The 24,554-nt window shown below is 37.2% G+C and carries 22 protein-coding genes; 10 read left to right on the top strand and 12 right to left on the bottom strand.

Annotation, left to right across the window (positions count from 1 at the left end; translation table 11 throughout):
* Positions 1-80 precede the first annotated feature (80 nt).
* Complete coding sequence (locus MT391_RS03365; protein WP_499496916.1) at positions 81-605, bottom strand: hypothetical protein; 525 nt, start codon at positions 603-605, stop codon at positions 81-83.
* A 266-nt stretch (positions 606-871) separates the two neighbouring features.
* Between MT391_RS03365 and MT391_RS03360 the strand changes: the two genes are divergently transcribed.
* The 5 genes from MT391_RS03360 (at position 872) to MT391_RS03340 (ending at position 7,998) form a co-directional block, all read left to right on the top strand.
* Entirely contained in the window at positions 872-1,219 is a 348-nt protein-coding gene (locus MT391_RS03360) for a hypothetical protein (RefSeq protein WP_166368294.1), read from the top strand.
* 96 nt (positions 1,220-1,315) lie between these two features.
* Positions 1,316-2,575 (top strand): TolC family protein, encoded by a 1,260-nt coding sequence (locus tag MT391_RS03355; protein WP_499496915.1) that lies wholly within the window; start codon positions 1,316-1,318, stop codon positions 2,573-2,575.
* Positions 2,576-2,582: 7 nt separating this feature from the next.
* A complete protein-coding gene (locus MT391_RS03350) occupies positions 2,583-4,127 on the top strand; it encodes an efflux RND transporter periplasmic adaptor subunit (protein WP_499496914.1) in 1,545 nt (514 codons plus the stop codon).
* On the top strand, positions 4,124-7,261 hold the full coding sequence (locus MT391_RS03345; RefSeq protein WP_499496913.1) for an efflux RND transporter permease subunit: 3,138 nt from the start codon (positions 4,124-4,126) through the stop codon (positions 7,259-7,261). Before MT391_RS03350 ends, MT391_RS03345 begins: the two co-directional genes overlap by 4 nt.
* A 176-nt stretch (positions 7,262-7,437) precedes the next feature.
* Positions 7,438-7,998: a hypothetical protein gene (locus tag MT391_RS03340; protein ID WP_499496912.1), complete on the top strand. Its 561-nt coding sequence runs from the start codon at positions 7,438-7,440 to the stop codon at positions 7,996-7,998.
* A 195-nt stretch (positions 7,999-8,193) separates the two neighbouring features.
* On the opposite strand, the gene MT391_RS03335 is transcribed toward MT391_RS03340, so the two are convergent.
* From MT391_RS03335 to rimK, 4 genes are all read right to left on the bottom strand, one after another.
* Entirely contained in the window at positions 8,194-9,126 is a 933-nt protein-coding gene (locus tag MT391_RS03335) for a GGDEF domain-containing protein (protein ID WP_499496911.1), read from the bottom strand.
* A 231-nt stretch (positions 9,127-9,357) separates the two neighbouring features.
* Positions 9,358-9,798, bottom strand: a complete 441-nt coding sequence (locus tag MT391_RS03330; RefSeq protein ID WP_499496910.1) for an ATP-dependent zinc protease family protein — start codon at positions 9,796-9,798, stop codon at positions 9,358-9,360.
* A gap of 12 nt (positions 9,799-9,810) precedes the next feature.
* The gene (locus MT391_RS03325; RefSeq protein ID WP_166368280.1) at positions 9,811-10,857 is read right to left on the bottom strand and encodes a succinylglutamate desuccinylase/aspartoacylase family protein; all 1,047 of its coding nucleotides are present in this window, start codon (positions 10,855-10,857) and stop codon (positions 9,811-9,813) included.
* 3 nt (positions 10,858-10,860) lie between these two features.
* A complete protein-coding gene (rimK, locus tag MT391_RS03320; RefSeq protein WP_166368278.1) occupies positions 10,861-11,766 on the bottom strand; it encodes a 30S ribosomal protein S6--L-glutamate ligase in 906 nt (301 codons plus the stop codon).
* 238 nt (positions 11,767-12,004) lie between these two features.
* Between rimK and MT391_RS03315 the strand changes: the two genes are divergently transcribed.
* A complete protein-coding gene (locus tag MT391_RS03315) occupies positions 12,005-12,853 on the top strand; it encodes a LysR family transcriptional regulator (RefSeq protein ID WP_166368276.1) in 849 nt (282 codons plus the stop codon).
* 215 nt (positions 12,854-13,068) lie between these two features.
* Here the strand turns inward: MT391_RS03315 and MT391_RS03310 are convergent, their stop codons facing one another.
* From MT391_RS03310 to MT391_RS03295, 4 genes are all read right to left on the bottom strand, one after another.
* Positions 13,069-14,415: a magnesium transporter gene (locus MT391_RS03310; RefSeq protein WP_499439056.1), complete on the bottom strand. Its 1,347-nt coding sequence runs from the start codon at positions 14,413-14,415 to the stop codon at positions 13,069-13,071.
* A gap of 102 nt (positions 14,416-14,517) precedes the next feature.
* Complete coding sequence (locus tag MT391_RS03305) at positions 14,518-15,378, bottom strand: mechanosensitive ion channel family protein (RefSeq protein ID WP_499496909.1); 861 nt, start codon at positions 15,376-15,378, stop codon at positions 14,518-14,520.
* 224 nt (positions 15,379-15,602) lie between these two features.
* The gene (locus tag MT391_RS03300) at positions 15,603-16,481 is read right to left on the bottom strand and encodes a mechanosensitive ion channel family protein (protein WP_499439052.1); all 879 of its coding nucleotides are present in this window, start codon (positions 16,479-16,481) and stop codon (positions 15,603-15,605) included.
* A gap of 138 nt (positions 16,482-16,619) precedes the next feature.
* Complete coding sequence (locus tag MT391_RS03295) at positions 16,620-17,675, bottom strand: DUF21 domain-containing protein (protein WP_499439050.1); 1,056 nt, start codon at positions 17,673-17,675, stop codon at positions 16,620-16,622.
* Positions 17,676-18,175: 500 nt separating this feature from the next.
* On the opposite strand from MT391_RS03295, the gene MT391_RS03290 reads away from it, so the two are divergent.
* The 3 genes from MT391_RS03290 (at position 18,176) to MT391_RS03280 (ending at position 20,583) form a co-directional block, all read left to right on the top strand.
* Positions 18,176-19,144: a magnesium transporter CorA family protein gene (locus MT391_RS03290; RefSeq protein WP_499439049.1), complete on the top strand. Its 969-nt coding sequence runs from the start codon at positions 18,176-18,178 to the stop codon at positions 19,142-19,144.
* Positions 19,135-19,587, top strand: a complete 453-nt coding sequence (locus tag MT391_RS03285; RefSeq protein ID WP_499496908.1) for a hypothetical protein — start codon at positions 19,135-19,137, stop codon at positions 19,585-19,587. The genes MT391_RS03290 and MT391_RS03285 overlap by 10 nt, the downstream gene beginning before the upstream one ends.
* 141 nt (positions 19,588-19,728) lie before the next feature.
* A complete protein-coding gene (locus MT391_RS03280; protein WP_499496907.1) occupies positions 19,729-20,583 on the top strand; it encodes a universal stress protein in 855 nt (284 codons plus the stop codon).
* A gap of 16 nt (positions 20,584-20,599) precedes the next feature.
* On the opposite strand, the gene MT391_RS03275 is transcribed toward MT391_RS03280, so the two are convergent.
* Both MT391_RS03275 and kdgR read right to left on the bottom strand, forming a co-directional pair.
* A complete protein-coding gene (locus MT391_RS03275) occupies positions 20,600-20,932 on the bottom strand; it encodes a hypothetical protein (RefSeq protein WP_499439044.1) in 333 nt (110 codons plus the stop codon).
* Positions 20,929-21,714, bottom strand: coding sequence for a DNA-binding transcriptional regulator KdgR (gene kdgR, locus MT391_RS03270; protein ID WP_299662861.1), 786 nt, complete (start codon positions 21,712-21,714; stop codon positions 20,929-20,931). The genes MT391_RS03275 and kdgR overlap by 4 nt, the downstream gene beginning before the upstream one ends.
* A gap of 252 nt (positions 21,715-21,966) precedes the next feature.
* Here kdgR and kduD point away from each other — a divergent pair, with 252 nt between their 5' ends.
* Positions 21,967-22,728: a 2-dehydro-3-deoxy-D-gluconate 5-dehydrogenase KduD gene (gene kduD, locus MT391_RS03265; RefSeq protein ID WP_499496906.1), complete on the top strand. Its 762-nt coding sequence runs from the start codon at positions 21,967-21,969 to the stop codon at positions 22,726-22,728.
* A gap of 225 nt (positions 22,729-22,953) precedes the next feature.
* Here the strand turns inward: kduD and pdxR are convergent, their stop codons facing one another.
* A complete protein-coding gene (pdxR, locus tag MT391_RS03260) occupies positions 22,954-24,459 on the bottom strand; it encodes a MocR-like pyridoxine biosynthesis transcription factor PdxR (protein WP_499496905.1) in 1,506 nt (501 codons plus the stop codon).
* Positions 24,460-24,554 lie beyond the last annotated feature (95 nt).

Genomic DNA, 24,554 nt, shown 5'->3' with positions numbered 1-24,554 from the left:
GATAATGTTCTCTTATTCCAGGCCTGTTTTTTGATGCTTAGATCTATATTGTGTCACTCTTAATTAGCGTTTTATTTAGCTTAAAAAGAAAAACCAACCATAAACTCTAATTGTGGATCTTCATCAAAATAGACAGGGTTGTTGGAAATGTATTTTTCTTGCTTGATACCTGCGCTTAATATCATTGGTGATTTAATATAAGAAACACCAAGTCGGTAACCGTAAGCATCAATATCAGAGCTATCTTCAACAAAATAATGGCTATATAACACACCTAAATAAGGTTTAATGTGTTGGTCTAATGAAAAATAATAGGTGGAATGTAAAGATGCTTTTGAAATAGTGGGCGACCCAGAGAACCAATACTCATAACCACCGCCTATGGCTAGGTTATCCAATGCAAAGTATTGTAACGAGGCACCGGCAACCGTATAGTTTTGATTACCGCTAGAAGCCGTACCTAACTTTATTGATACTGACTTACTGCCAGCAAATAATGACGCTGAATGTGCGCTGTTATTAAAGAAAAAAGAAATGCACGAGGCAATTAAGAGTACCTGTAATGGTGAGTAGAGTAGGGATGGCGTTATACGTATTAATTTCATTATTAACCCTTTATCAAATGAAGTGGAGCTTTAAGTTTATACTAATCTAAGTGCTTTTTGATTATTAAATGAGCAGGTTATTTCTAAATTAAAATTTTTTAACAATGTGTGTTATCTTTTATTTGACCTTTCCCTAGGGGGAGACTTTATTCTTAGTTTGTGAATTATTAATCTCTAGTTATTAGTCTCTAATTATTAGTCTCTAATTAATCGGTTACTATGTTTATCCATTTATCCATTTATTCATCAATATTAATGTTTAGTTAATGAAAAAACTCATCACAATACTTTTAATGATTACTATCCAAGTCACTTTTATGCAAAAAGTGATGGCCTCTGTGTCGTTGGTAGAAGATGAGATACAAACAACAATGCATTGCAAAGTCATGATGATGAGTCATTTAGATTGCTCAAATATGAATATGGCTACTAATATGAGCATGCAAGATTGCAATGATAACTGCGAGATGATGAATGTTGTTTCTATTACGCATTTTATCGAAAATACACCACTGCTCTCTTTTACTTATAATCGACTTAATTATCCTGCGTTAAAGCTGTCTATTCTGTCCTCTCTTCCTAAAAGCCTCTATCGTCCTCCTTTATTTAGTTAATCTTTTGAGCCGTGATCTCTCTATTTTTTGAGATGGCGCATTTCAGTATTTTAAAAGATTAATTAGTTATCCATTAACTGGATAAAAGGAAAATAGATGAAAATCTTTAATCTAGCTGTGCTGTTAAGCACAGTTGTTACATTGCATGTTTCTGCGTTGTCGTTACAACAAGCACAACGGGTCGCATTACAAGATGATCCTGGACAACAAGTTTATCAAGCTCAACAAGCTTCATTAATTGCAAAGGGAAATAGCAGTGCAACATTAGCTGACCCTACAATAAAGCTCGGTGTAGCCAATTTACCAACGGATAGTTTTTCACTCGATAATGAAGCAATGACCCAATTAACCGTGGGGATTGCTCAGCAATTTAGTCGAGGTGATTCATTAGCGATCTCTAAAAAAGGCTTTCATTTGCAGTCTGAAACAGTTGTTTTTCAAGGGTTAGACCGACGTTTGTTAGTGAAAAAAACAGTACGTGACTTATGGTTTAACATCCTCTTTATTGAAAAATCAGTTCAATTAGTTAGCCAAAATAAACAGCTATTTAGCAGCCTTTATCAAGATTTGGAGTCTCAGTACTCATTAGGCCTTATCGAAAATGAAGACCTTATTAATGCGAATATTGAACTTGGGTTATTAGATGAAAAACTCGCTAAATTGTCGCAGCAATCACTTACTTATCGTAGTTTATTAAGTGAATGGATAGGACAATTAGCTTATCAAAAATTATCAACGACTGCTCCTGCTTGGACTGATACCTTAACTTATATCAAAGCCAGTGAAACACGCAATATAGACCATTATCAGTTATTAACTAAACACCCTAAGGTTTTGGCTTTAAAGCAAAATATTTTAGTTGCAGGCAGCGGTGTTGATTTAGCAAAGCAGAATTATAAACCCAGCTTTAAAGTTGAATTAGGTTATGGACACCGTTTGTCTGAGTTTGATAATGGCAGCGCTCGACCAGATTTACTGAGTGGTTTTGTTTCTATGGATCTGCCGATTTTTACTGATCAACGCCAAGATCAGCAAATGATTGCTGCAGTACATAACAAAGGTCAAAAACAAGCTGAACATCGCCTTTTAATACGCCAACTTAATGCGAAGCTTAAAGCTGAAATTGTTAATTATCAGCAGCTTGCTTCACGTCAATTACGCTATAAAAATAGCTTATTAAAGCAAGCCAAGTCACGTGCTCAGGCTTTAGTGCAAAGTTATCAATCAAATACTCGTCCCTTTACTGACGTCATTCAGGCTTATATAGATGAATTGAATCTCTCTATTGAATATCAACAACTCTATTTTGATGGCCTGAAAAGCCTTTCTAACATTCGCTATTTTCAGGCACTTTAAGGAATAAATGATGCGCACTATATTATTACTGATCGCCGTATTATCAGCAGGGTTTGGTATTGGTTTTTTTACCAACCAAAGTGGAATATTACATTTCGGAATGAGCGATAAAAAATCAAATGATCAGCCTGATATTCTATATTGGGTTGCACCTATGGATGCGAATTACCGTCGTGATAAACCAGGCCAATCGCCAATGGGCATGGATTTAGTACCTGTTTATGCTGAAAAAAAGAAAGCAGAGCCTAAAACAGGACAAAAAGCGGAACCTAAAATAGGGAAAAAAGCAGAACCTAAAGTCAAATACTGGGTTGCACCGATGGATGCAAATTACCGTCGAGATAAGCCGGGGCAATCACCAATGGGCATGGATTTAGTACCTGTGTATGAAGACACTAATGGTAATAGCGAAGAGGGGACTGTGACTATTTCTCCTGCTGTTGAAAACAATCTCGGCGTACGTACTGCCACGGTAAAAAAAGGTAAGTTTGATTTAAATATTAAAAGTTTAGGTAGCGTACAAGCTAATCAAGATGCGTTATGGCAAATCAATAGTCGCGTGTCGGGATGGATAGAAAAGTTATACGTTAAGTCGGTTGGTATTGAAGTAGAAAAAGGGCAAAAGCTGTATTCACTTTATTCGCCTGAACTAGTGAAAGCACAAGAGTCGTTGTTGAATGCTGTTAAATTAAATCGTAGTGCATTAATTGGTTCATCAAAAGCGCGTTTAAAGGTATTGGGTATTAACACTTGGCAAATTAATCAATTGATTAAATCTAGGAAAGTAGCGCAACGGATTGATATCTATGCCCCTAAGAAAGGCACTATTACCGACTTAAACGTAAATGAAGGTGCGTTTATTTCGCCATCTACCACGGTGATTACTGCCGTTAATTTAGATACCGTTTGGGTCGATGTTGAAGTATTTGCTGCGCAAGTCTCTTTGATTAAATTAGACGATATGGCGAGCATGACATTAGATTATTTCCCAGGTAAAAAGTGGGAGGGGAAAGTTGGATTTATCTATCCTGAAATGAGTGAAAGTAACCGCACACTTCGTATCAGGTTACAGTTTGATAACCCTAACCAAATGCTTAAACCCAATATGTTTTCATCGGTTGTTATCGCGCCAAAAATGGATGAAGAGCGTTTATACATACCACGTGAAGCAGTGATTTATGCAGGTAATATGAATCGTGTTGTATTAGCGATGGGCGACGGTAAATTTAGGTCTGTACTGGTTAAAGTCGGTATTGAGAATCAACAGACAATCGAAATATTATCTGGTCTTGAAGTTGGGCAAAAAATAGTGACGTCGGCACAGTTTTTATTGGATAGTGAATCGAGTATCAATGCTGATTTTGATCGTATGTTAGAAGAGCAACAAGCAGATGAGGAAGCGAACTCGAGTCAAAATAGTTCAAGTAAAGATAGCTCAAGTAAAAATAATCTGGACTGGTTAGATGTCAGTGCTTTAGATGTTAATGATATATATACCAAAGATTTAGCTGCAAGCATTTTAAGAATGAACTCTCAAGTGGTGACTCTATGATTGCTCACGTTATTAATTGGTCGATAAAAAACCGTATTTTGGTACTGTTGATGACCGCTGTGATTGTCGCCTATGGTGTATTTTCATTACAAAAAACACCGATTGATGCCTTGCCAGATCTCTCAGATGTGCAGGTGATCATTAAAACAACTTATCCAGGCCAAGTACCACAAGTGGTTGAAGATCAAGTCACTTACCCATTAACCACTGCCATGTTAAGTGTGCCTGGCGCGGTTACTGTACGTGGTTATTCATTCTTTGGTGATTCCTATGTTTATATCATTTTTGATGACGATACTGATATCTATTGGGCTCGTTCACGCGTACTTGAATATTTGTCACAAGTCGCACCGAATCTACCACCTCAAGCAAGGTCAGCGTTAGGGCCTGATGCAACGGGGGTTGGTTGGATATTTAGTTATGCGTTAGTTGATAAAACCGGAAAACACGATTTAAGTGAACTACGTAGTTTACAAGATTGGTTCTTAAAATTTGAACTACAAACAGTTGCTGGTGTATCTGAGGTTGCTACCGTCGGCGGCATGGTGAAACAGTATCAAGTCCGTGTTGATCCTAATAAGTTACGTGCTTACAACCTGTCGCTAACCACTATTAGCAATGCGATAAAAAGTGCCAATCAAGAATCTGGTGCGAGTGTGATAGAGATGGCTGAAGCCGAATACATGGTACGTACTTCTGGTTATATTTCCTCTATTGATGACCTTAAAGTTATCCCTTTACGGGTGAATGATAACGGCACACCTTTATTATTGGGTGATGTTGCTGAAATTCGTTTAGGGCCTCAAATGCGCCGTGGTATTACTGAGCTTAATGGCGAAGGCGAAGTGGTCAGTGGTGTAGTGGTGATGCGCTTTGGTGAAAATGCCCAAGGGGTGATTGAAGCCGTTAAAGATAAATTAAATGAATTACAAAATGGTTTACCTGAAGGTGTTGAGATCATTCCAACTTATGATCGCTCTGAACTGATAAATTCAGCGGTAGAAAACCTTTACGATAAACTGCTTGAAGAGTTTATTGTGGTGGTTTTAGTCTGTGCTGCTTTCTTATTTCACTTTCGTTCATCGCTGGTGGTGTTACTCAGTTTACCTGTGGGTATTTTTGTCGCGTTCATTATCATGTCATGGCAAGGCATTAACGCGAATATCATGTCATTAGGCGGTATCGCCATTGCGATTGGTGCGATGGTAGATGGTGCGATAGTGATGATTGAAAATGTGCATAAACACATGGAGAAAACTGAGCTGACCGATGACAATCGTTGGCAGGTTATTGCTAAAGCGGCAACTGAAGTCGGGCCTGCTTTATTCTTTTCATTATTAATTATTACGTTTAGTTTCTTACCGGTTTTTGCCTTAGAAGGGCAATCAGGCAAGATGTTTTCACCGTTAGCTTTTACTAAAACCTATGCGATGGCGGCATCGGCGGGTTTAGCGATTACTTTGATTCCTGTACTAATGGGCTATTTTATTCGCGGTAAAGTACTGCCTGAACATAAAAACCCTTTAAATCGATTAGTGGTAGCAATCTATAAACCCTTTTTAGCCTTTAGTTTACGCTTTCCTAAGTTATTGATTATTTTTGCTTTGTGTTTATTAGCGGTAGGTTTTTACCCTGTGCATAAAATAGGTAGTGAATTTATACCGCCGTTAGATGAAGGCGATTTAATGTATATGCCAACCACTTATCCCGGTGTTTCAGTGGGTAAAGCGCGTCAAATACTTCAGCAAACTAATAAACTCATTAAAACCGTACCGGAAGTTAAAACAGTATGGGGAAAAATTGGCCGAGCAGAAACAGCCACCGATCCTGCTCCGTTAACCATGATTGAAACGACGATTCAATTTAAGCCTAAAAATGAATGGCGAGCTGGTATGACGAAAGATAAGTTAAAACAGGAGCTCGATAGTTTGATTCAGTTCCCCGGTTTAACCAATGCTTGGGTGATGCCGATTAAAACACGCATCGATATGTTAGCAACGGGCATTAAAACACCGATTGGCATCAAAATCGCTGGTGGAGATTTAGCTGAGATTGAAAAAATAGGCAAACAAGTCGAACAGATTTTAAAAGATGTGCCTGGTACTGCTTCGGTGTATGCCGAGCGAGTTAGTGGCGGACGTTATGTGAAAGTGGATATTGACCGTGAAAAAGCAGGGCGTTATGGACTTAATATTGCTGAAATTCAACAGTTGGTGGCCGTTGCGATTGGTGGGCAAAATATTACTGAAACTATTGAAGGGTTAGAGCGTTACCCTGTTAATTTACGCTATCCAAATGATTATCGTGATTCCGTGTCTGCGCTTAAATCATTGCCTATTATTACTCCATCAAAAATGACCATTAGCTTAAACGATGCTGCTAGGGTTTATATTGAATCGGGTGCACCGATGATAAAAACAGAAAATGCACGTTTAAACGGTTGGATCTTTGTTGATATTGAAGATCGTGATTTAGGATCTTATGTTAATGAAGCCCGCGATATTGTAAATGAGCAAATTAATTTACCTGCCGGTTATTCATTGGCATGGTCTGGTCAATATGAATATATGGAAAAAGCCAATGCACGGTTAGCAAAGGTTATTCCTATTACTATTTTGATTATTGTTATTTTGCTTTATTTAGCCTTTAGACGTGTAGGTGAAGTATTACTGATTTTATCTACCTTACCTTTTGCGTTAATGGGCGGTATTTGGTTGATGTTCATACTTGGATTTAACTTCTCGATTGCGGTTGGTGTTGGTTTTATTGCATTAGCCGGTGTTTCGATTGAGATAGGTGTGATCATGTTGTTGTATTTAAACCAATCGCTAGCGGCTAAAAAGTCTCAGCGTCTCGAACAGTTTTCGCTTGATGATTTAAAAGAGGCTGTTATGGAAGGGGCTGGATTGCGTGTACGCCCTGTGATGATGACTGTCGCAACAGTAGTTATTGGATTAGTGCCGATTATGATTAGCGACGGCACAGGATCAGAGGTGATGCAACGTATTGCGACCCCAATGATTGGTGGAATGGTCAGTGCAATTATTTTAACGCTATTGATTTTACCTGCTGTATATTTCCAATGGAAAAAAGTAAGTATGCGTAAACAATTACACTTATCATCACAACAATAAACTATCGTGACATCAAAAAAGTCATGAGATAAAAATTATCCCTTTTGTGAGTCTTTTGTTTGCCTGTTTATTTTATTGCTTTAATTGAGAATAAGGTAAACCAAAACATTTGGCTTGCATGGGGTTACCTTCTTTATAAATAACAACTTTATAAATAACAACGATGGCTATAAAAAATGACTTGGATTCAGATAATAAAAAAAACAATAATCAAAAAAACAAAACTAACATTCGTATTGGCTGGAGCACTATTACTCACATTACCAATGAGCCAAGCCTTTGCACATGCCGAACATTGTGAAAGCAAAGATACAGAGCTTGGTGAAACAATGAAGTACATGAAAAGTGAACTGAGGGCTTATGTGAAAGGGTTTAAAACTGATGACGCTAAAAAAATGCAAAAGCACTTGAATGAGCTATTAATGTTAAGTGACAAAGCTAGCCAATATATGCCAGTTATGATCACTAAAATGCAGCATGCTGATTCAGACAAAAGTAAAATGAAAGAGATGGATCATGCCAAGATGGATATGTCTGTTATGTCGAATATGCAAGGCATGAATGTTGAACAACATAATCAAAAGCAAAAGTACGTAACAGAGATAAAGCAGTTAAATAGCTTATTTAACGCATTAAATGCAACAAAAGACGAAACTGAAATCAAAGCGATTTTAAATAAAATTCAAACACAAACTAAAAAAGGTCACAAGCAATTTCGTCAAAATTGTAAAAAATAGTCAACTTAATTATCGACTGTGATGTGATCTCATATCAACGAAACTAGCGCTACATTTTTGTTTACAGCAGTGTTTACGCTATTGTCTACAACACTGCTTACTGGACGTTTATAAACGGGCTTACGTTCATTTTTAAAGTAAGCGTATGATTTGAATTTTGATTAGAAAAAGATTCAATATTTACTGACGTTACTATTAGATGACATTTAAAACTGAGTGTGTTTCAGTTGATTTTTTGGCTTCATAAACACATTTGTCAGCAATTTTTATTATCTCCTGAGGGCTTAGCATGCTTTCATTTTGATCTTTTATGGTGACTCCTCCAATCGCTGATTTTATTGGTAATTTAATATTAAAGTCTAAAAAAGGCGTTGCAAAAGAGTCGATGATTCGAGTAATAAATTGCGCTAGATTTTGTTCGTCGGTATTAGGTAATAGCATACAGAACTCATCACCGCCTAACCTTGCTAATGTATCTGTTTCTCTTTTTACTTGATTGAGACGTTGTACAAAATGTTTAAGAAATAAGTCTCCGACTTCATGCCCATAGGTGTCATTGACCTTTTTAAAACTATTTAAATCGAAATATAATAAGGAAAAAGATTCTTTATAGCGTTTAGATTTTTTGATCGTTTCATTCATGCGGTCATCAAATAAATAACGATTAGCTGCACCTGTCAATGCATCATAATGAGCAAGTCTCTGTAATCGCTTGGTTAATTTGTAGTCTTTTAATAAAGAGCGAGTGGCGTGCCGTAACGAGTAAATAGATAAGTTTTCTTTGACAATAGTATCAATAATTGTAAAAGCATCCTTGCTATCGCTGTTATTTACATAGCTATCTGCATAACTTTCAGCATAACTATCTGTCACCAACAATAATGGAAATTCATGTCCCATCGAAGCGTAATTACTACTGATTTTTTTGACGTTTTGTAAATAAAGTGCCTCTTGTATAATGAGTAACTGGTCGCAACTGGGTAATAGGCGTATTTCGGATAGTTTATCTATACTCACTCGCTTTATTGCATCGACCATCATATCTGAGACTTTAATTGTCGATGCAATCCAATTAAAAAAATACTCATCTTCGCAGATAATAATTATATGTAAGCGTTGCTCTATCATAAATATCCCTTTAACTGTATTTAAAATAACCAATCAAGCTAGCTGCGGGATGAGCTGAAAGTTTAACTACTGGTTGAGATGGAGGTGATGTTTCTATTGTCCCGAGGTTAAAGATTATCCGTAATTAGGCACGTTTGATAGGAGCAGTTTTGCATTTTCAGTGAAAGGCTAGGGGGGAAGCAGGCTTTGTATCAAATATTCACACAAAACCTACTTAATTTAATATTGAAATCAGCTTTTGGGTGTTGCTAAAAAAACCTTAGAAGGGTCAACTAATAAACGTTTACCAATTGCTTCACGGCCAAAAAGCATTAGATAATTCATATCAGTACGATCCGTTAACGAAATTTCTATTGGCCAAGTTTCTTTGCCTAATGTCATCGGTGTCTCGATAACATAACGTTGTTCTGCAGTGCCATTTGATGATTTTATTTTACGAATATCACTGATCACAGCTTTACATGAAATTAATTTTTCTACGTTATGAATATCTGGGTGAATATCAAACTTCACCCAAGGTTTACCGTTTTGCATATATTTAACAATATTATCTACATGCAGTGACGATGTTTTAGCGCCAGTATCGACCCTTACCTGCATATCATCAATACCTAAGTCAGGTAATGCAATTGACTCTAAGCGACCAATAATTGTTTTCTCTTTTGATACCATGTTATTGACCTCTTATTCCGCTCTTAATGCACTATGTGTATTCATATCATCTTCAGGACGCAGAAAATCTTGTACTGATTCAATGTGTTCCTGCACCGCTTCATCATCTTCTTTAAAATACGCAATGTGGAACATTGCTTCACCTTCTTGTACCAAAGGTATATTTTGTTGGCCGATCAAAATACCAGAGCGAGTGGCTTTAACAACACCTAAGATTTCACCGTAAGGGCTACCAATTTCAGCTAGTTTGTCACCTGCAGTTACGCGATCGCCTAGTTCTACTAAGTGCTTTACAACTCCACTAGCGTTAGCACGTAACCAACCACTGCTATTAGCAATATAGGGTTCATTTAATTTACGTTTAGAGGTTGTTTTACGCATCATCTTAAGATGGCGTAATACATTTTCTATTCCTTTGATACCCGCATGAATAGAGAAATCGTCAAAGCGCAATGCTTCACCTGCTTCATATAATAGTACTTTGGTGCCATTTTCGACGGCAGACTCACGTAAAGAACCATCTAGCACATTAGAGTGTAAAATAACTGGCACTGCAAAAACTTGTGCTAATTCTTTGGTTTCTGGGTCGGTCATATCACCACGGATTTGCGGTAAGTTGGAGCGATGAATCGCTCCCGTATGCAAATCAATGCCATAGTCACAGTGTTTTACAATCTGTGTTAAGAATATATGTGCAACACGCGCCGCTAAGGATCCCTTTGGAGATCCTGGGAAGCAACGATTTAAATCACGTCTATCGGGCATATAGCGACTTTGATTTACTACGCCATAAACATTAACCATAGGTACCGCGATCACGGTACCGCGAATAATTTTAAAATTAGGTTTGTTGATTAAACGCCTAATAATTTCAATACCATTTAACTCATCGCCATGTACAGCAGCACTAATAAAAATAGTTGGGCCATCTTTTGCGCCACGAATAATTTGTACGGGTAATGAAACATCGGCATCGGTATACAACTTTGCTACCGGCAGTTCAATTTTACACTGTGTACCAGGTAAAATATCAAAGTCACCTATGCGTAATTTTTTCATGCTCTATCCTTTACCACGAGTTTTATTGGTCACAGCTTTCGGTTTCTTTTCAATAAAGTCAAAGACCATCCCTGCAATGTTTTTCCCAGTCGCTTTCTCGATACCTTCTAAACCTGGTGATGAGTTTACTTCCATTACCATTGGGCCACTTTCTGCGCGTAATAAGTCAACACCACAGAAATTTAACCCCATAATTTTTGCCGCATTAATCGCTGTCTCACGTTCTTCTTTGGTTAGTTTAACTACCACAGCAGAACCACCTCGGTGTAAGTTAGAGCGGAACTCGCCCTCTGCACCTTGACGTTTCATTGCCGCAACAACTTTTCCGCCAATCACTAAACAACGAATATCAGCACCACCAGCTTCTTTGATGAACTCTTGTACTAAAATATTCGCTTGAAGGCCCATGAATGCTTCGATGATACTTTCAGCTGCTTTAGCTGTATCAGCCAATACCACACCGATCCCCTGTGTACCTTCAAGTAGCTTAATTACTACAGGTGCACCACCAACATTCTTGATTAAATCTTTAATGTTATCTGGTTTATTAGCAAACCCAGTACGTGGCATACCGATGCCTTTTCTAGACAATAATTGCATTGAACGCAATTTGTCACGTGAGCGGCTTATTGCTACAGATTCATTGACATTATAAGTGCCCATCATTTCAAATTGGCGTGCAACAGCAGTACCGTAAAATGTAACAGATGCACCAATACGCGGAATAATCGCATCGTAATGTGGTAGTTCTTTACCGTGATAACGAACAGTAGGGCGGCTACTGGTGATATCCATATAACAATGTAATGTATCGATAATATCCACTTCATGGCCTTGCGCTTCGCCAGCTTCTTTTAAGCGACGAGTAGAGTATAATTTTGGGTTTCTAGATAAAATTGCAATTTTCATAAGTGTTATTCCTGTATTTAATTCCATTAGTACGTTAAATGGTTAGCATGTTGATACTGAGTCTTAGCATTGTTTAAATAAGGTTGGGCTACACATGCAAACCAACACACTCACTGTTAAAAAGTGACTTTAAATTCGAACTCAGATTAAGTTCGTAGAGTGTATAAACAAAACGCTATATAATAAAATTAATTGTTTTCGGGTCTTTGATTAAAATTTTTGATTAGTGGGTAAGTGTATGAAAATAGAGTTATTAAAAACATTTCTAGAAGTGAGTCGCTCTTTACATTTTCGTATTGCATCAGAAAACTTGTTTATTACTCAATCTGCAGTGAGTGCGCGCATTAAGTTATTGGAAGATGACTTGGGTGTTTTACTCTTTGACCGCAGTAAAAAGCATTTAAAATTAACACCGGAGGGGCATCGTTTAATCAAACATGCCAACGAGCTAATTTTTATGTGGCAAAAGACCAAGCAAGATGTAGGGATCACCGCACAACACTCAATGCAGTTAGTGGTCGGCGCAAAAAGTACAATATGGGATATAGTTTTGCAAAATTGGCTGCAAAAAATCCATCTTAATATTGAAGATGTTAGCTTGTTAACCAGCACCTATAGCGCACCGGAATTACGCAAAAGTTTATTAAATCGTATTATCGATATCGGTTTCCTGTTTGAGCCTACTTTTGTAGGTGAAATTATCTCCGAAAAAGTGGCGACTGTCCCCTTACATTTAGTAACGACAGACCCTGAGCATGCGCGTAATGCAACGCCATTGAATGATTTTATTATGGTGGATTATGGTGAGTCTATTACGGCCCAATACTTACGTGAGTTTCAAGACGCTCCAGAAGCAAAGCACTTTATGAGCCAACCTAAGATCGCATTGAATTTTATTTTAGAAGTTGGTGGAGCTGCTTACTTACCGCGTCAAATAACGTTTAAGTATTTATCTGATAACCAACTCTTTTTAGTAGAAAACGCACCTGTATTCAGCCGTGATATTTATGCTAATTATTTAGCTAATAATCAAAAAAGAGAAACAATTGAACAAGCCTTAAAATTATTCCCTAATATTAGACAGTAAGCCTGTACGTTAAGATTACTTATTGTGCTGATGTGTTGCGAGTATCGAGAGAAAGTTTCCGCAACAGTGGCTAGTTATAAATAGTTTGATGGGTAATAAATAATCCAGTAATAAAGAGTTTGGTTAAGGTTTTGATGAAGAGGTAGGTAAAGAACCCGAGGCATTAACGGCTGTCATTAATTAATGCCTCTGGAAGATATATGTTTAGTCTTCAGCTATAGTAGCAACAAACTACCAAGTCCTAGGAATACAATAAATCCAAAAATATCGGTCACAGTGGTTAATACCACTGAGCCTGATAAAGCGGGATCAATATTAAATTTGCTCAATATCCAAGGTACCCAAACGCCCGATAAAGAGGCGATTAAAATATTACCTAAGATAGAAATAAAGATAGTCAATGAAAGCAGTGGGTTATCAAACCAAACAAAGGTGATAGCGCCAATCACAATCGCCCATAACACTCCGTTAATAGCTCCCACTTTAAGTTCTTTAGTGATGATATCTTTTTTATTGGCATCGTTAATTTGTCCAAGCGCTAAACCTCGTATGATTAAGGTAATCGTTTGGCTACCTGATATCCCACCCATTGAGGCAACCACTGGCATTAATACCGCCAAAGCAACTACTTGTTGAATGGTGGCTTCAAATAAACCAATAAACCAAGAGGCTAAGAAAGCCGTTACTAAGTTAATACCTAACCATACCGCGCGGTTTTTTGAGCTTTGCCAAACATTACCGAATAAATCTTCCTCTTCCACTAAACCGGCAGATTGAATTAATTGTGCTTCGATAATTTGTTCTTTATAACGATACGCAGTAGGTAAATCTAAACGTCCAGTTAAGCAACGGTTCTCATCAATAACCGGTAATGCAGACTTATCTGAGTCAATCAACATTTCAGATGCATCAGCAATGTCATCATTACTGCTAACAAACTCCACATCGGTATTAATTAAAGCGTGAAACTCTTCATCAGTATTCGCTTTAAAGACCGCATTTAATGCAATCTCACCAACTAATGCTGCGTTCTCATCGACGATATAAATAACATCAGTAAAAGAAGGTAAGTTCTTACTACATACTTTTTTTACCGTTGATAGCTTCAACTGTTGTGGTATTTGAACTTCAGTAAAGTTTTGCCAATGACCTACTTCATCAAGTGAATAATCACAGGATTTTTTATATAAACTACGTTGCTTTGCCGTCATGTTAGTGACAGCATAATCAACAAAACGATCATTTAGACTTTCAGATAACTCTAAAAGATCTACCGCGTCCAATTTAGTTAAAAGAGGAAAGCAGTCTTCATCTTCCAGAGTACCAAGTAGTAACTCCCTAGATTCATGCTTCATCACGATAAACACATTTTGCTGTGTTTCTTCAGCTAATGTTTTCCATAAGCTGATCCTGAGTTTAACGGGAAATGACTCTAATAAAATTGCAATTTGTTCATCGGATAACTGTTGCTCAATTTCTGCAACTAATGCGCTAATATCCTGCTCTGATTCAAAGCTATTATTAATTTTTTCAATGTAATCGGGTAATAGTTCTACTACCATAAACCCTCCTTTTTTTATTTGTGCTATGAATTTTATGCCGCTAGAAAAACGGGGTTATTTAGCTTTTTATTCAATCGTTTATTTGATTTTAACTTTGCCTAGTTATTTATTATTTTGCATTAATTGTTGTTGCTCAAACCACAATTTCATAAAGTCTGCGGTCAAGCTCTGTTCAATTTCTAGCGCACGGTCAGTGGGGCAGAAAATAGTAAATAATAATTGTGTATCTCCAATATCTGAAGTGGCCACTTGAATATGTGGCTCAGGGCCAGCGATGTGAACATCTAAACGATTTTCAATTAGTTGGTTGTAACGTATTGCTACATCGTTAAAATCTGCGCAGTAACTATGTGCTTTGTCATATAGTTCTTCTAAAAAAACAAAGGGATTAACACTGCCATCGCGTGTGATTGTAAAATGGTGCATGGCATATCGTTTTAGAAAGTTTAAGTTTTTAATGGATGAGGTAATTAATTTGCTATTAGGTACATACAAGGTTTTCCCTGTGTACTCATAGGCATCAATGTTGACCTCTAATAAGGTTAATTTAGCCCAGTCAATGGAATGCACTTCACCATAACTATCGCCTACTTGTATCCAGTCTCCGATACGAAAAGGTCGGCTTGATACAATATATAAAAAGCCAATAAAGCATTGAATAAACTCCCTCGTCGCAATCACAATAGCAACCACAAAGGCGGCAATTGAAATAGCAAATTCATGAAATTCGGCGGCCCAAATGTTAAAGATGCCAATAAAAATAAGTATCGTAATTGCATTATTTACAATATTCATTTTTAAGCGCTTATTAGATTTTCCTTTTTGCTGCAGCAATTTCAATATATAAATTTTACTGCCCATTAATACTAAAATGAGCAGGATAGTTAATACACTATTGCTGTTGATTAGTGCTTGAAAAAAAGCGTTACTTGTTAAATCAATTGAAAGGAATTGTTCAAACATAATTACGGGTGCTCGCTTAAATCTGGTGTATTTTTTTATTTAATGAAGTTTAACAACAACCTATTTTATTACTACCACTACTTACTCGTTAGTGGTGGTTAAACGTTTAATGCATCGCTATTTGTCATCGCTATTTGGGTGGTATTTATTGCTGGGTGTCGTCCATTAATCACAATGATGCGATTAATGGCCCGAACATGATTAAAAAATGTAAACAGTACGTATTATTTTTTAATGGAAACTCTCTCTCTATTAAGAGTTAATGAGCCGTCGATATGCAGGTCTCTTTGTGGATAAGCAACAACGATATTATGTTCTTCAAAGAGCTCTTCTAAACGAAATCGAATATTACTGCGCATCACCCTTAAACCGCCTTCTGTTGTTGAATCTAACCAAAAGGTAGCTTCAAACATGAGTGCGTTATCACCGAAGTCTTCAAAGGTAACAACAGGTGCTGGTGACATCACGATTTTTTGTTGTTCCTTAGTGGCTTGCATGATCAGATCCGCTACTTTTCTCGCTGGTGACCCATAAGCGACGCCTACTGTAACGGATGTTCTAACCAAGGTGTCAATTAAGGTCCAGTTAACAACGGTATTTTCCAATAATTTACTATTTGGAATAAGCAGGTGTACACCATCTACTCGACGTATTCGTGTAGAGCGAGTGTTGATTTCTTCAACGACTCCTTTCGCATCTTCAACTTCTAAAAAATCACCAATACGTATCGGGCGTTCCCACATTAATATCCAGCCACTAATGAAGTTATTAATAATGTTTTGTGCACCAAAACCAAAGCCAATTGCAATGGCACCGGATAAAAAAGCAAATGCGGTGATTGGCACGTTAATTAAATCTAGTGTTGTTATTAGTAAGATTGCCATTGCAATCACGTAGAACATACGTAGCAGCAAATGGATAATATTAGGATCCGTTTTCTTTGAGACTAAACGTTTAGTGATCAATTTTGCTATCCAGCGTGTTAATATTATCCCCATAATTAATACAGAAGGTATCAACAAAATACTGCCTAGGGTAATAGCGTGATCGGCTACGGTTAGGATCTTATACGATAAGATGTCGTTGATTTGTGTTAAGTTCATAAAAGTTCCTTTAGTCGCCTTTAAACGCCGGTGTAGTTTCAAACGCGGGTATAGTTTCGTAAGCTTTATCGTTTTTCAGCCGGCAAATGATTGTTATCGGTAGAGTCGCATTAATACGAACTTGGCTTTAGTGTTAATTTAACTTTTGACCGAAGTCGATGTTTTAATTTGCAGTTCTGGTGGTTGTATGCCTTTTAACAACAAGCCAAATATATCTGCGCCAGTAATAATGCGCTTGTTCTCTCCCCAAATAAGTAATACATCTCGTTCGATTGCGCCATCAAAAGACTTATCCACGGGCTCAATCATTTTCATTTTAATAATGGCATCGTTTAACATGGTTGATTCATCGTTAATGATGGTTGGACGATGACAATGTTTATACGGGTCAAAATTTTCTGTTTCAAAAAATACATCACGTAAGAAGCTATCTGAATCGACCACAACAAGAGGATCTCCTTGTGGGTTAGTTAATACTACCCAACGATGGCCTGATTTATTCATTAATCTTAAAAATTCATTATTCGGTGCGGACGTAATCTCTGGAATAATCGGTAAATCTAACTTGGTTGGCAAGGCAATAATAGAGTCAGGATCGATTACTTCTCCTTCTTCGATGACTGAAATCTTATCCAATTTAAAAAAGTTTAATGCACCGATACCTTCTACATGGTTAATATCTGTTTCTTCTGCTTCAATATGTTTACGGATAATGCTACTTAACTCACTCTCAGCTAAATAGGTGATACCTTCTTTACCCAACCAAGCGTCTAAAATTAACGCAGTAGGTTTAGCGACGGGGTAAAATAAAATCTGATAAAACTTGATCACCGGCGCTAATAAAGCGCCCATTTTCAGAGCATTTCTTGAGAAATAAGCTTGTGGCGTGATCTCACCAATGATGGTGATAGCGATCGTTGAAAATAGAAAAGCACTTATTCCTGCTAAGGCAGAATCAGATAATAAGGTTAATAATACATTGATTCCAACATTACCCCACAGGATCGTGGTTAATAAAAAGTTCGAGTCATTACGTAACCCTAATACTTTTTTAGCTTCTTTATTGCCTTTTGTTGATTCAACTTCGAGCTGTAATCGGCTTAATGAAAATAAGGCAATATTCAACCCTGAAAAAATAGCTGATTGCGAGATGCATAATGCAATGGCAACCCAGGTGATAATTTCTAAGGACATACTCCACCGAATAAATTTATAAAAGTTAAAATAAAGTTTATAACCTTTACCTAAACAAAGGAATTTATTATTGATAAACAATAAAAAGATGACACGAAGCGCAACCTAGCTCACTATACATATACCCATGCTACCTCAAGATGCAAAGTCAGCAAGGCAAATTGTACCGAGATGCTAGGCATAAAATTGAAGTATAGTTATTCTACATAGAGATTTTATAACAACGCAGATGGGTACAAGTTGCCTTGCCCTACGGGGCGCAACCTCTTACATCAGCCCTGCGTTGCAACAATCAAAAAGGGAATAACCATTGAAGGTGCTAAATGCTTGCATTTACACCTGCCGATAGAGGATTAACGAAGTTAATCTCTCGAAAGGCCTCATGTTGCGCCTTGCTCTGCTATCCGAGGTTTCGCCTGACAAAGCATCTTGAGGTGGCATGGGTATAGATAGTTATAAACAAGATTAAAAATCGTTTAAGTCATAAAAAGAGAATAATTATGATCAGATGTATGTTGTTAAAAGAAGATAAGTCATTCATTTATGGCGATGAGTCCTTAGTTGAGATTTGGAAGCAGAATCAAAATGATTCTTTATGGATAGATTTTGATTCCCATGATCAAGAGAAAGAGCGCTTATTCATGAAACAATTAGGGTGCCATTCTTTAGCGATTAAAGACGTACAACGTGATCGCCATCCACCAAAAATTGAATTGTTTGATGAATATATATTTATGCTTTATCGCGGTATTTTTCATCCCGGTGATGATTTAGTCTTTGAGCACTTACAAATTGGTATGTTTGTAGGCACTAATATTGTGATCACTTCGCATGCTAAAAAATCTATCTCTATTGATAAACTATTCAGTGTTGAAGGGGAAAAGTATCTATCAAAAAGCCCGATCACTTTAGCGCTCAGGATCTTTCATTATAGTTGTGGTATCTACCTTCAAAAACTATTTGAATTTGAAGAAAAACTAGAGTCCTTAGAAGATAAGTTTCAGATGGGAGGCGATGATAAAATGATGCAGGAAATTACTCTGTATCGTTCTCGTTTGACTAAGCTTAAACGCACGTTTAATTATCATAGCAATATCGGTAGTGAGCTGAAAATATTAGTGACGGATGAAACGCCTATCATCAACCAAGCTGAACTACATACGGTAACCGATGTTCACGAGCGTATTGAGCGCTTATTGAGTTTGTCGCAAATGCATTATGATATTTGTAGCGATCTGATCAATGGTTATTTATCCGTTACATCTCACCAGCTAAATGCCACCATGCGAGTATTAACGGTGATCACCGCTATCTTTATTCCGTTAGGTTTTTTAGCGGGATTATATGGTATGAATTTTGAATATATTCCTGAGTTAAAAGTAACCCACGGTTATTATTATTTGCTCAGCTTTATGGGCTTTATTTCATTAAGTTTAGTTATTTTATTTAAGAAAAAACGGTGGCTCTAGGTTTGTTGACGACATTACCCATTTCAATACGTCATCACGTTGTTTTATTTGTTCTAACTGCACTCATACTGGGTTTAGGGTATTACTTTTCCTTGATCCAGTTACTTGATACTGAGTGGTTTTCTCGGTCAGGTAGTGTGGTAGTGGTATTAGGTATTATTTCTGGTTTTTCTGGCATTATCGAAGAAAGGGTCTTAATGAGCCGGCTATCAATACGAAAACGCGTCGAAATATTACAAAAAAAACGTAAATTAAGATTATTAAATGCAACGCCAGACTATGTGCAAGAAGAGCTAGATGATATAGAAGAAAAATATCTCATACTAATCAAAGAGTCGATGCATTCAATTAAATTTAATGCGGGGATAAGTGAAGGTATTTTACTTATTTTAGGCACATTGACCTGGGGCTTTGGCGATATTGTTTTAACCTTTATTGTATAGTTTTGTATTCTATTAATGTGCAATGGTAATACTCAAGTCATCTTGATTTAGAACCTGTTTAACTCACGACTTGTTGGCTTTTGCATCTTGATTGATAACAGGTATATACTCGATCAACTCTCTATTAATGTGAATTTATATATGATTACAGAACAATTTATTTGGTTTATTGATAGTCGCTTTTATTACCAAACGACTTCATTAGATAAACTGGTTCATCTTATTCCGCCGCATCAAACAACGCTGAAAATAATCATCGATGCAAGTACACAATTAAAGGGGCGTGGTTATTGGCATCTATTCACTGAAAAAGATACTTTACTCGATGAATTAATGGCAAAAATAGAGTTAAAAAAAGCAAAATTAATTAAATTTTTTGACATGAATGCGATTAAGGTAGAGATAGTGATTAATCAATCTGCCGATTATCTTAAAGTCCTTAATACTGACATTAAACAGAATGCAAATAGCCTCGTTGTGATTGAAGATAATGTGGTTGAGAAACGACATTCAATCTTTCAAAAGTTAACGGATATCGGTTGTCCTGTGCTATTGCTCAACCATAAAGCCTGGAATGATCCTATTAAATTGGTGGCTGCTGTTGATCCATTACATGAGCATGCTAGGTCAGGTACTATCGACGAAAATATTATTGCATTAACTGAAAGTTGGTCGCGCCTATTAAAAGCAGGCTGGGTTGTTGCGCATTGTTATTATGTGACCTCAGTATTAGTGAAATACAAGCATAAAATATTAGCGATGCATCGAGATGGGTTAGCAGACTTTGCTAAGAAATATCGCGTCTCTTCTGGTAAATGCATTTTATTGGAGGGCGTGCCAGAGGTCGCACTAAGTGCATATATCACCAAAAATAATAGTAATATCTTAGTAATGGGGATGGTGACCAGAAATAAACTAGAGCAACTCTGGATCGGCAGCACCACAACCGCGCTATTAACCAAGTTGCCTTGCGATATTTTATTGGTTAAGAAGTAGCTAATCGTCTTAATGGCTACTTCTTTGAAGATACTCTATATAGATCCACTATACCGATAATCCAAAAAGCGAGTAGCGCATAAGAGTACATATTAAGAGTTTGCATACTTGCACCGGAGCTCATTAAAATAGCATCGCTGATCGCGTCGATAGTTAAGGGGATCTCTCCTCGTTGAATGTTTATTATTACTTGCTCTGTTTTAGTAAACATTTCTTTAATCAATAACCATAACGGTACAGAAAACCCCGCCATAATAATTGCACCCGTTATGTAGTACTTAAACAAAAAATGCCCTAATCCTGGATAGATGAAGGCTGACGTCAATACCGCTTTTAATCGTTTTTTCATAGGCTTGGGTAATCTTTAAAACCTAATTGAGATGACACATTTTTACCTGCTTGATGTAATAAGCCAACATAATAGCTGAGGCGATCTTCATCAAAACGTATTGTAGGTAGTGAAATTGAAATACCAGCTATCACTGTGCCAAATCGGTCATATATTGGTGTGGCAATACATCTTAATCCTGGTTCTTGCTCTTGGTTATCTTGTGCATAGTGTTGTTCTTTAACCAAGGTTAATTCTGCAATGAGTTGATCCGTGTTCTCTAATGTTTTCTCTGTGTGCTTAACAAATGTAACGCGAGATAATGTATCACGAATAAAATCCTGTTCACGTTCAGCTAATAACACTTTCCCAATAGCGGTACTATAAAGAGGGTTACGGCGACCGATCCTTGATTGCATTCTTAAGCTGTAATTAGAATCAATTTTATGAATATAAATAATTGAATCATCATCTAATGCACCTAAGTGTAATGCTTCATTAGTTTGCTCTGAAATGAATCGCATCTCTTTATCAGCTAAGCCAATTAAATCTACGTACTCTAGCGACTTCGCGCCTAATTCAAACAGTTTTAGGGTTAAAGCGTATCGATCCGCTTCCTCTTCTTGCGTTACATAACCGAGTGTTTTCATAGTTTGCAAAAATCGGTAAGTTGTTGCTTTAGACATCATTAAGCGTTGTGATAGCTCGGATACACCGATATTTTTTTGTTCACCCAGGGCTTGTAAAATACTAAATACCTTTAATACGGATGAGACTGATTCAGGCTGAGTTGGTTTATCCATTGTTTATCCTTATTAAGCACTATTTTATACATTATATAGTGTGGGATAGCGTAGTGCAGTATTTTTAAAAGTCCTTTTTAAAAATTTAAAAACAGTAATATTTTCTATCAGAAAGTAAGACACTTATTATTTTATGTTAATTATAAAACATCGTTTCAATAATATTTGTTGGTTGTGGTTTTTTTGTGTATATTGAAGCATGCTGTTTAGGGTTATTTCTTTGTTCAGGTGAAAGTAATTAAGGAAGATATTATGATTTTGGAATCATTTAGTTTACAAAATAAAGTGGCAATTGTGACTGGTTGTAATACTGGCTTAGGGCAGGCTATTGCACTAGGGTTGGCACAAGCTGGTTGTAAAGTGGTTGGCGTGAATCGTTCTGCTCCAGTACAGACTATGGAAAAAATGGAAGCTGCCGGTTATGAGTTTCTTGACCTGCGTGCTGACCTAATTAAACAAGATGGTATTGCGGATATCATTAAAGAAACACTACAGCGCTTTAATAAAATTGATATTTTGGTGAATAACGCCGGTATTATTCGCCGTGAAGATGCGCTCGATTTCTCAGAAGAAAACTGGGATGACGTAATGAATGTTAATACTAAGACTGCTTTTTTTATGTCTCAAGCCGTTGCCAAGCAGTTTATTGCACAGAAGCAGGGAGGAAAAATCATTAATATTGCTTCGATGCTTTCTTTCCAAGGTGGTATACGTGTCCCTTCTTATACTGCATCAAAGAGTGCATTAATGGGTATCACTAAAGCCATGGCGAATGAGTGGGCCAAATTTTCAATTAATGTTAATGCTATCGCGCCTGGATATATGGCAACAAATAATACGACGGCATTGAGAGCCGATGAAGCACGGAATACTGCGATCCTTGAGCGTATTCCTGCTGAGCGTTGGGGCACACCTGAAGATATTGCAGGGCCTTGCGTGTTTTTAGCTTCCGAGGCCGCAAACTATATCCATGGTTATACAATTGCCGTAGATGGTGGTTGGTTAGCACGATAAGTAAAGTATACAAGAGGGCGCTATTTAAGATCTGCTACAATTATTGAGGTTCGTTTAAGCTTTTCTATCAGTGACTATGAGCGATTTAAACTTTGCCTCTTTTTTAAGTATTTGCTTTCACATTTGCTTTCATAGCTACTTTCAATAAGTTGTTATCTTAAATTTAAGCAATAATTGCAACGGCTATAATAGCTATTAGCGTTTATTGTTATTAGGGAGAACGACTCAAGCGGTTTTATCGTTAAGTGCCTTTCGTTCTAATTGTGCGATCAGGCCGCCTAGTATGGCTAATCCCTGTAAAATTTTATCAATATTGATGGCAGAAAAACCTAACCTTATATAGTTTTTTGGGGCGTCTTGTTGCATAAATAAAGTATCGCCTGATTCAATTAAAATACCTTGTTGTGCAGCTACTTCACGTAATTTATGGCTAGTGATAGTTTTAGGCAATCCTATCCAGAAACAGAAGCTACCGGGTGTAGAGTGGATTTCACAATTCAATAAATACTGTTCAATACCTTGTTGCATCTGTAACCATTTTTTTTCATAGGTACGGCGCATACGGCGTACATGGCTATCGTAATAACCTTGGCTAATAAATAGAGCAGTAATACGTTGGTTGTTAGACGGTGGGTGGCGATAATGCAAAGTGCGTAATGTACGTAACTCGGTGATCAATGATCTATCCGCCACCATATAACCAATACGTATACCTGGTGTTAGCGACTTGGATAAACTGCCGGTGTAAATAACTCGACCATCTTGGTCATAGCTTTTTAAAGCGGGAAGCGGTTTTTCAATAAAGTTAACTTCACTTTCATAATCATCTTCAATAACAATAAAGTCATCCTTTGAAGCTTGCTCAAGCAAAGCTTTACGACGCTCTATACTCATGGTGACAGTCGTTGGGTATTGGTGACTCGGTGTCACACAGACATAATCACAATCATTAAGTTGTTCGCCTACTTTTAATCCCTGATGGTCAACTTCTAATGCCTTCATTGGGCTATCACATAGTGAAATGACATGCCGTAAATTTGCATATCCGGGATTTTCTACGCCGAAAGTCACTGACTTGTCTGCTAATAAGCTAGTTAATAAAAACAGAGAATTTTGTGTGCCAAGGGTAATTAATATTTCATCGGGATCTGCGCTAATGCCCCGTTTTGATAGAATTTGTTGGCGAATTTGCGATACCAACTGTGGATCATCCATGTCGATATAACCTTCAACCCATTCATGTAATTTGCCTTTGCTTTCTGCTATTCGTGAACATTCTCGCCATTGATAAAGCGGAAACTCACTGACGTCAATATGGCCATAAATAAAAGGGTAAGGATACTTGCTCCAGTTTTCATCTTTATTGAGGGTCGATAACTGGCTAGGGTGTTTTTGCAAGCGTTTAGACCAATTCGGTTGATTGAGGTTTGGTGTCTCTGCTAAATGGTTTTTTTGCACCGAATTGGGGAGGCGTTGCACCATAAGTAAGTCAGGGTGTACAAAAAATCCACTACGTTTACGCGCAATTAGAAAACCTTCATCGACTAAACTTTCATACACAAGTACGACCGTATTTCTGGATACTTTCAATAGTTGTGCCATCTTCCTACCTGAGGGTAAGGCCTTGTCACCAAAGGCATCTTGCTCGATTAGCTCGACTAATTTTTCACGGATCTGTTGTTGATAAGTGCTGTTTTGATGCAGCTCAATATTCATTAAAAAATCAACCATAGGGTACCTGCGTTAAAAGTTGGAGCGAATTTTGTTTATAAGTTTTCATGTGCTTAACAGTATTTCGGTTTGTTAATGCATTGTTAACGCAATTT

This window comes from Vibrio sp. 1-Bac 57 (assembly GCF_037546855.1).
Classification (GTDB): Bacteria; Pseudomonadota; Gammaproteobacteria; order Enterobacterales; family Psychromonadaceae; genus Psychromonas.
Note: the sequence above shows the minus strand (reverse complement) of the source record. Positions and strands in the feature narration are given on the sequence as shown.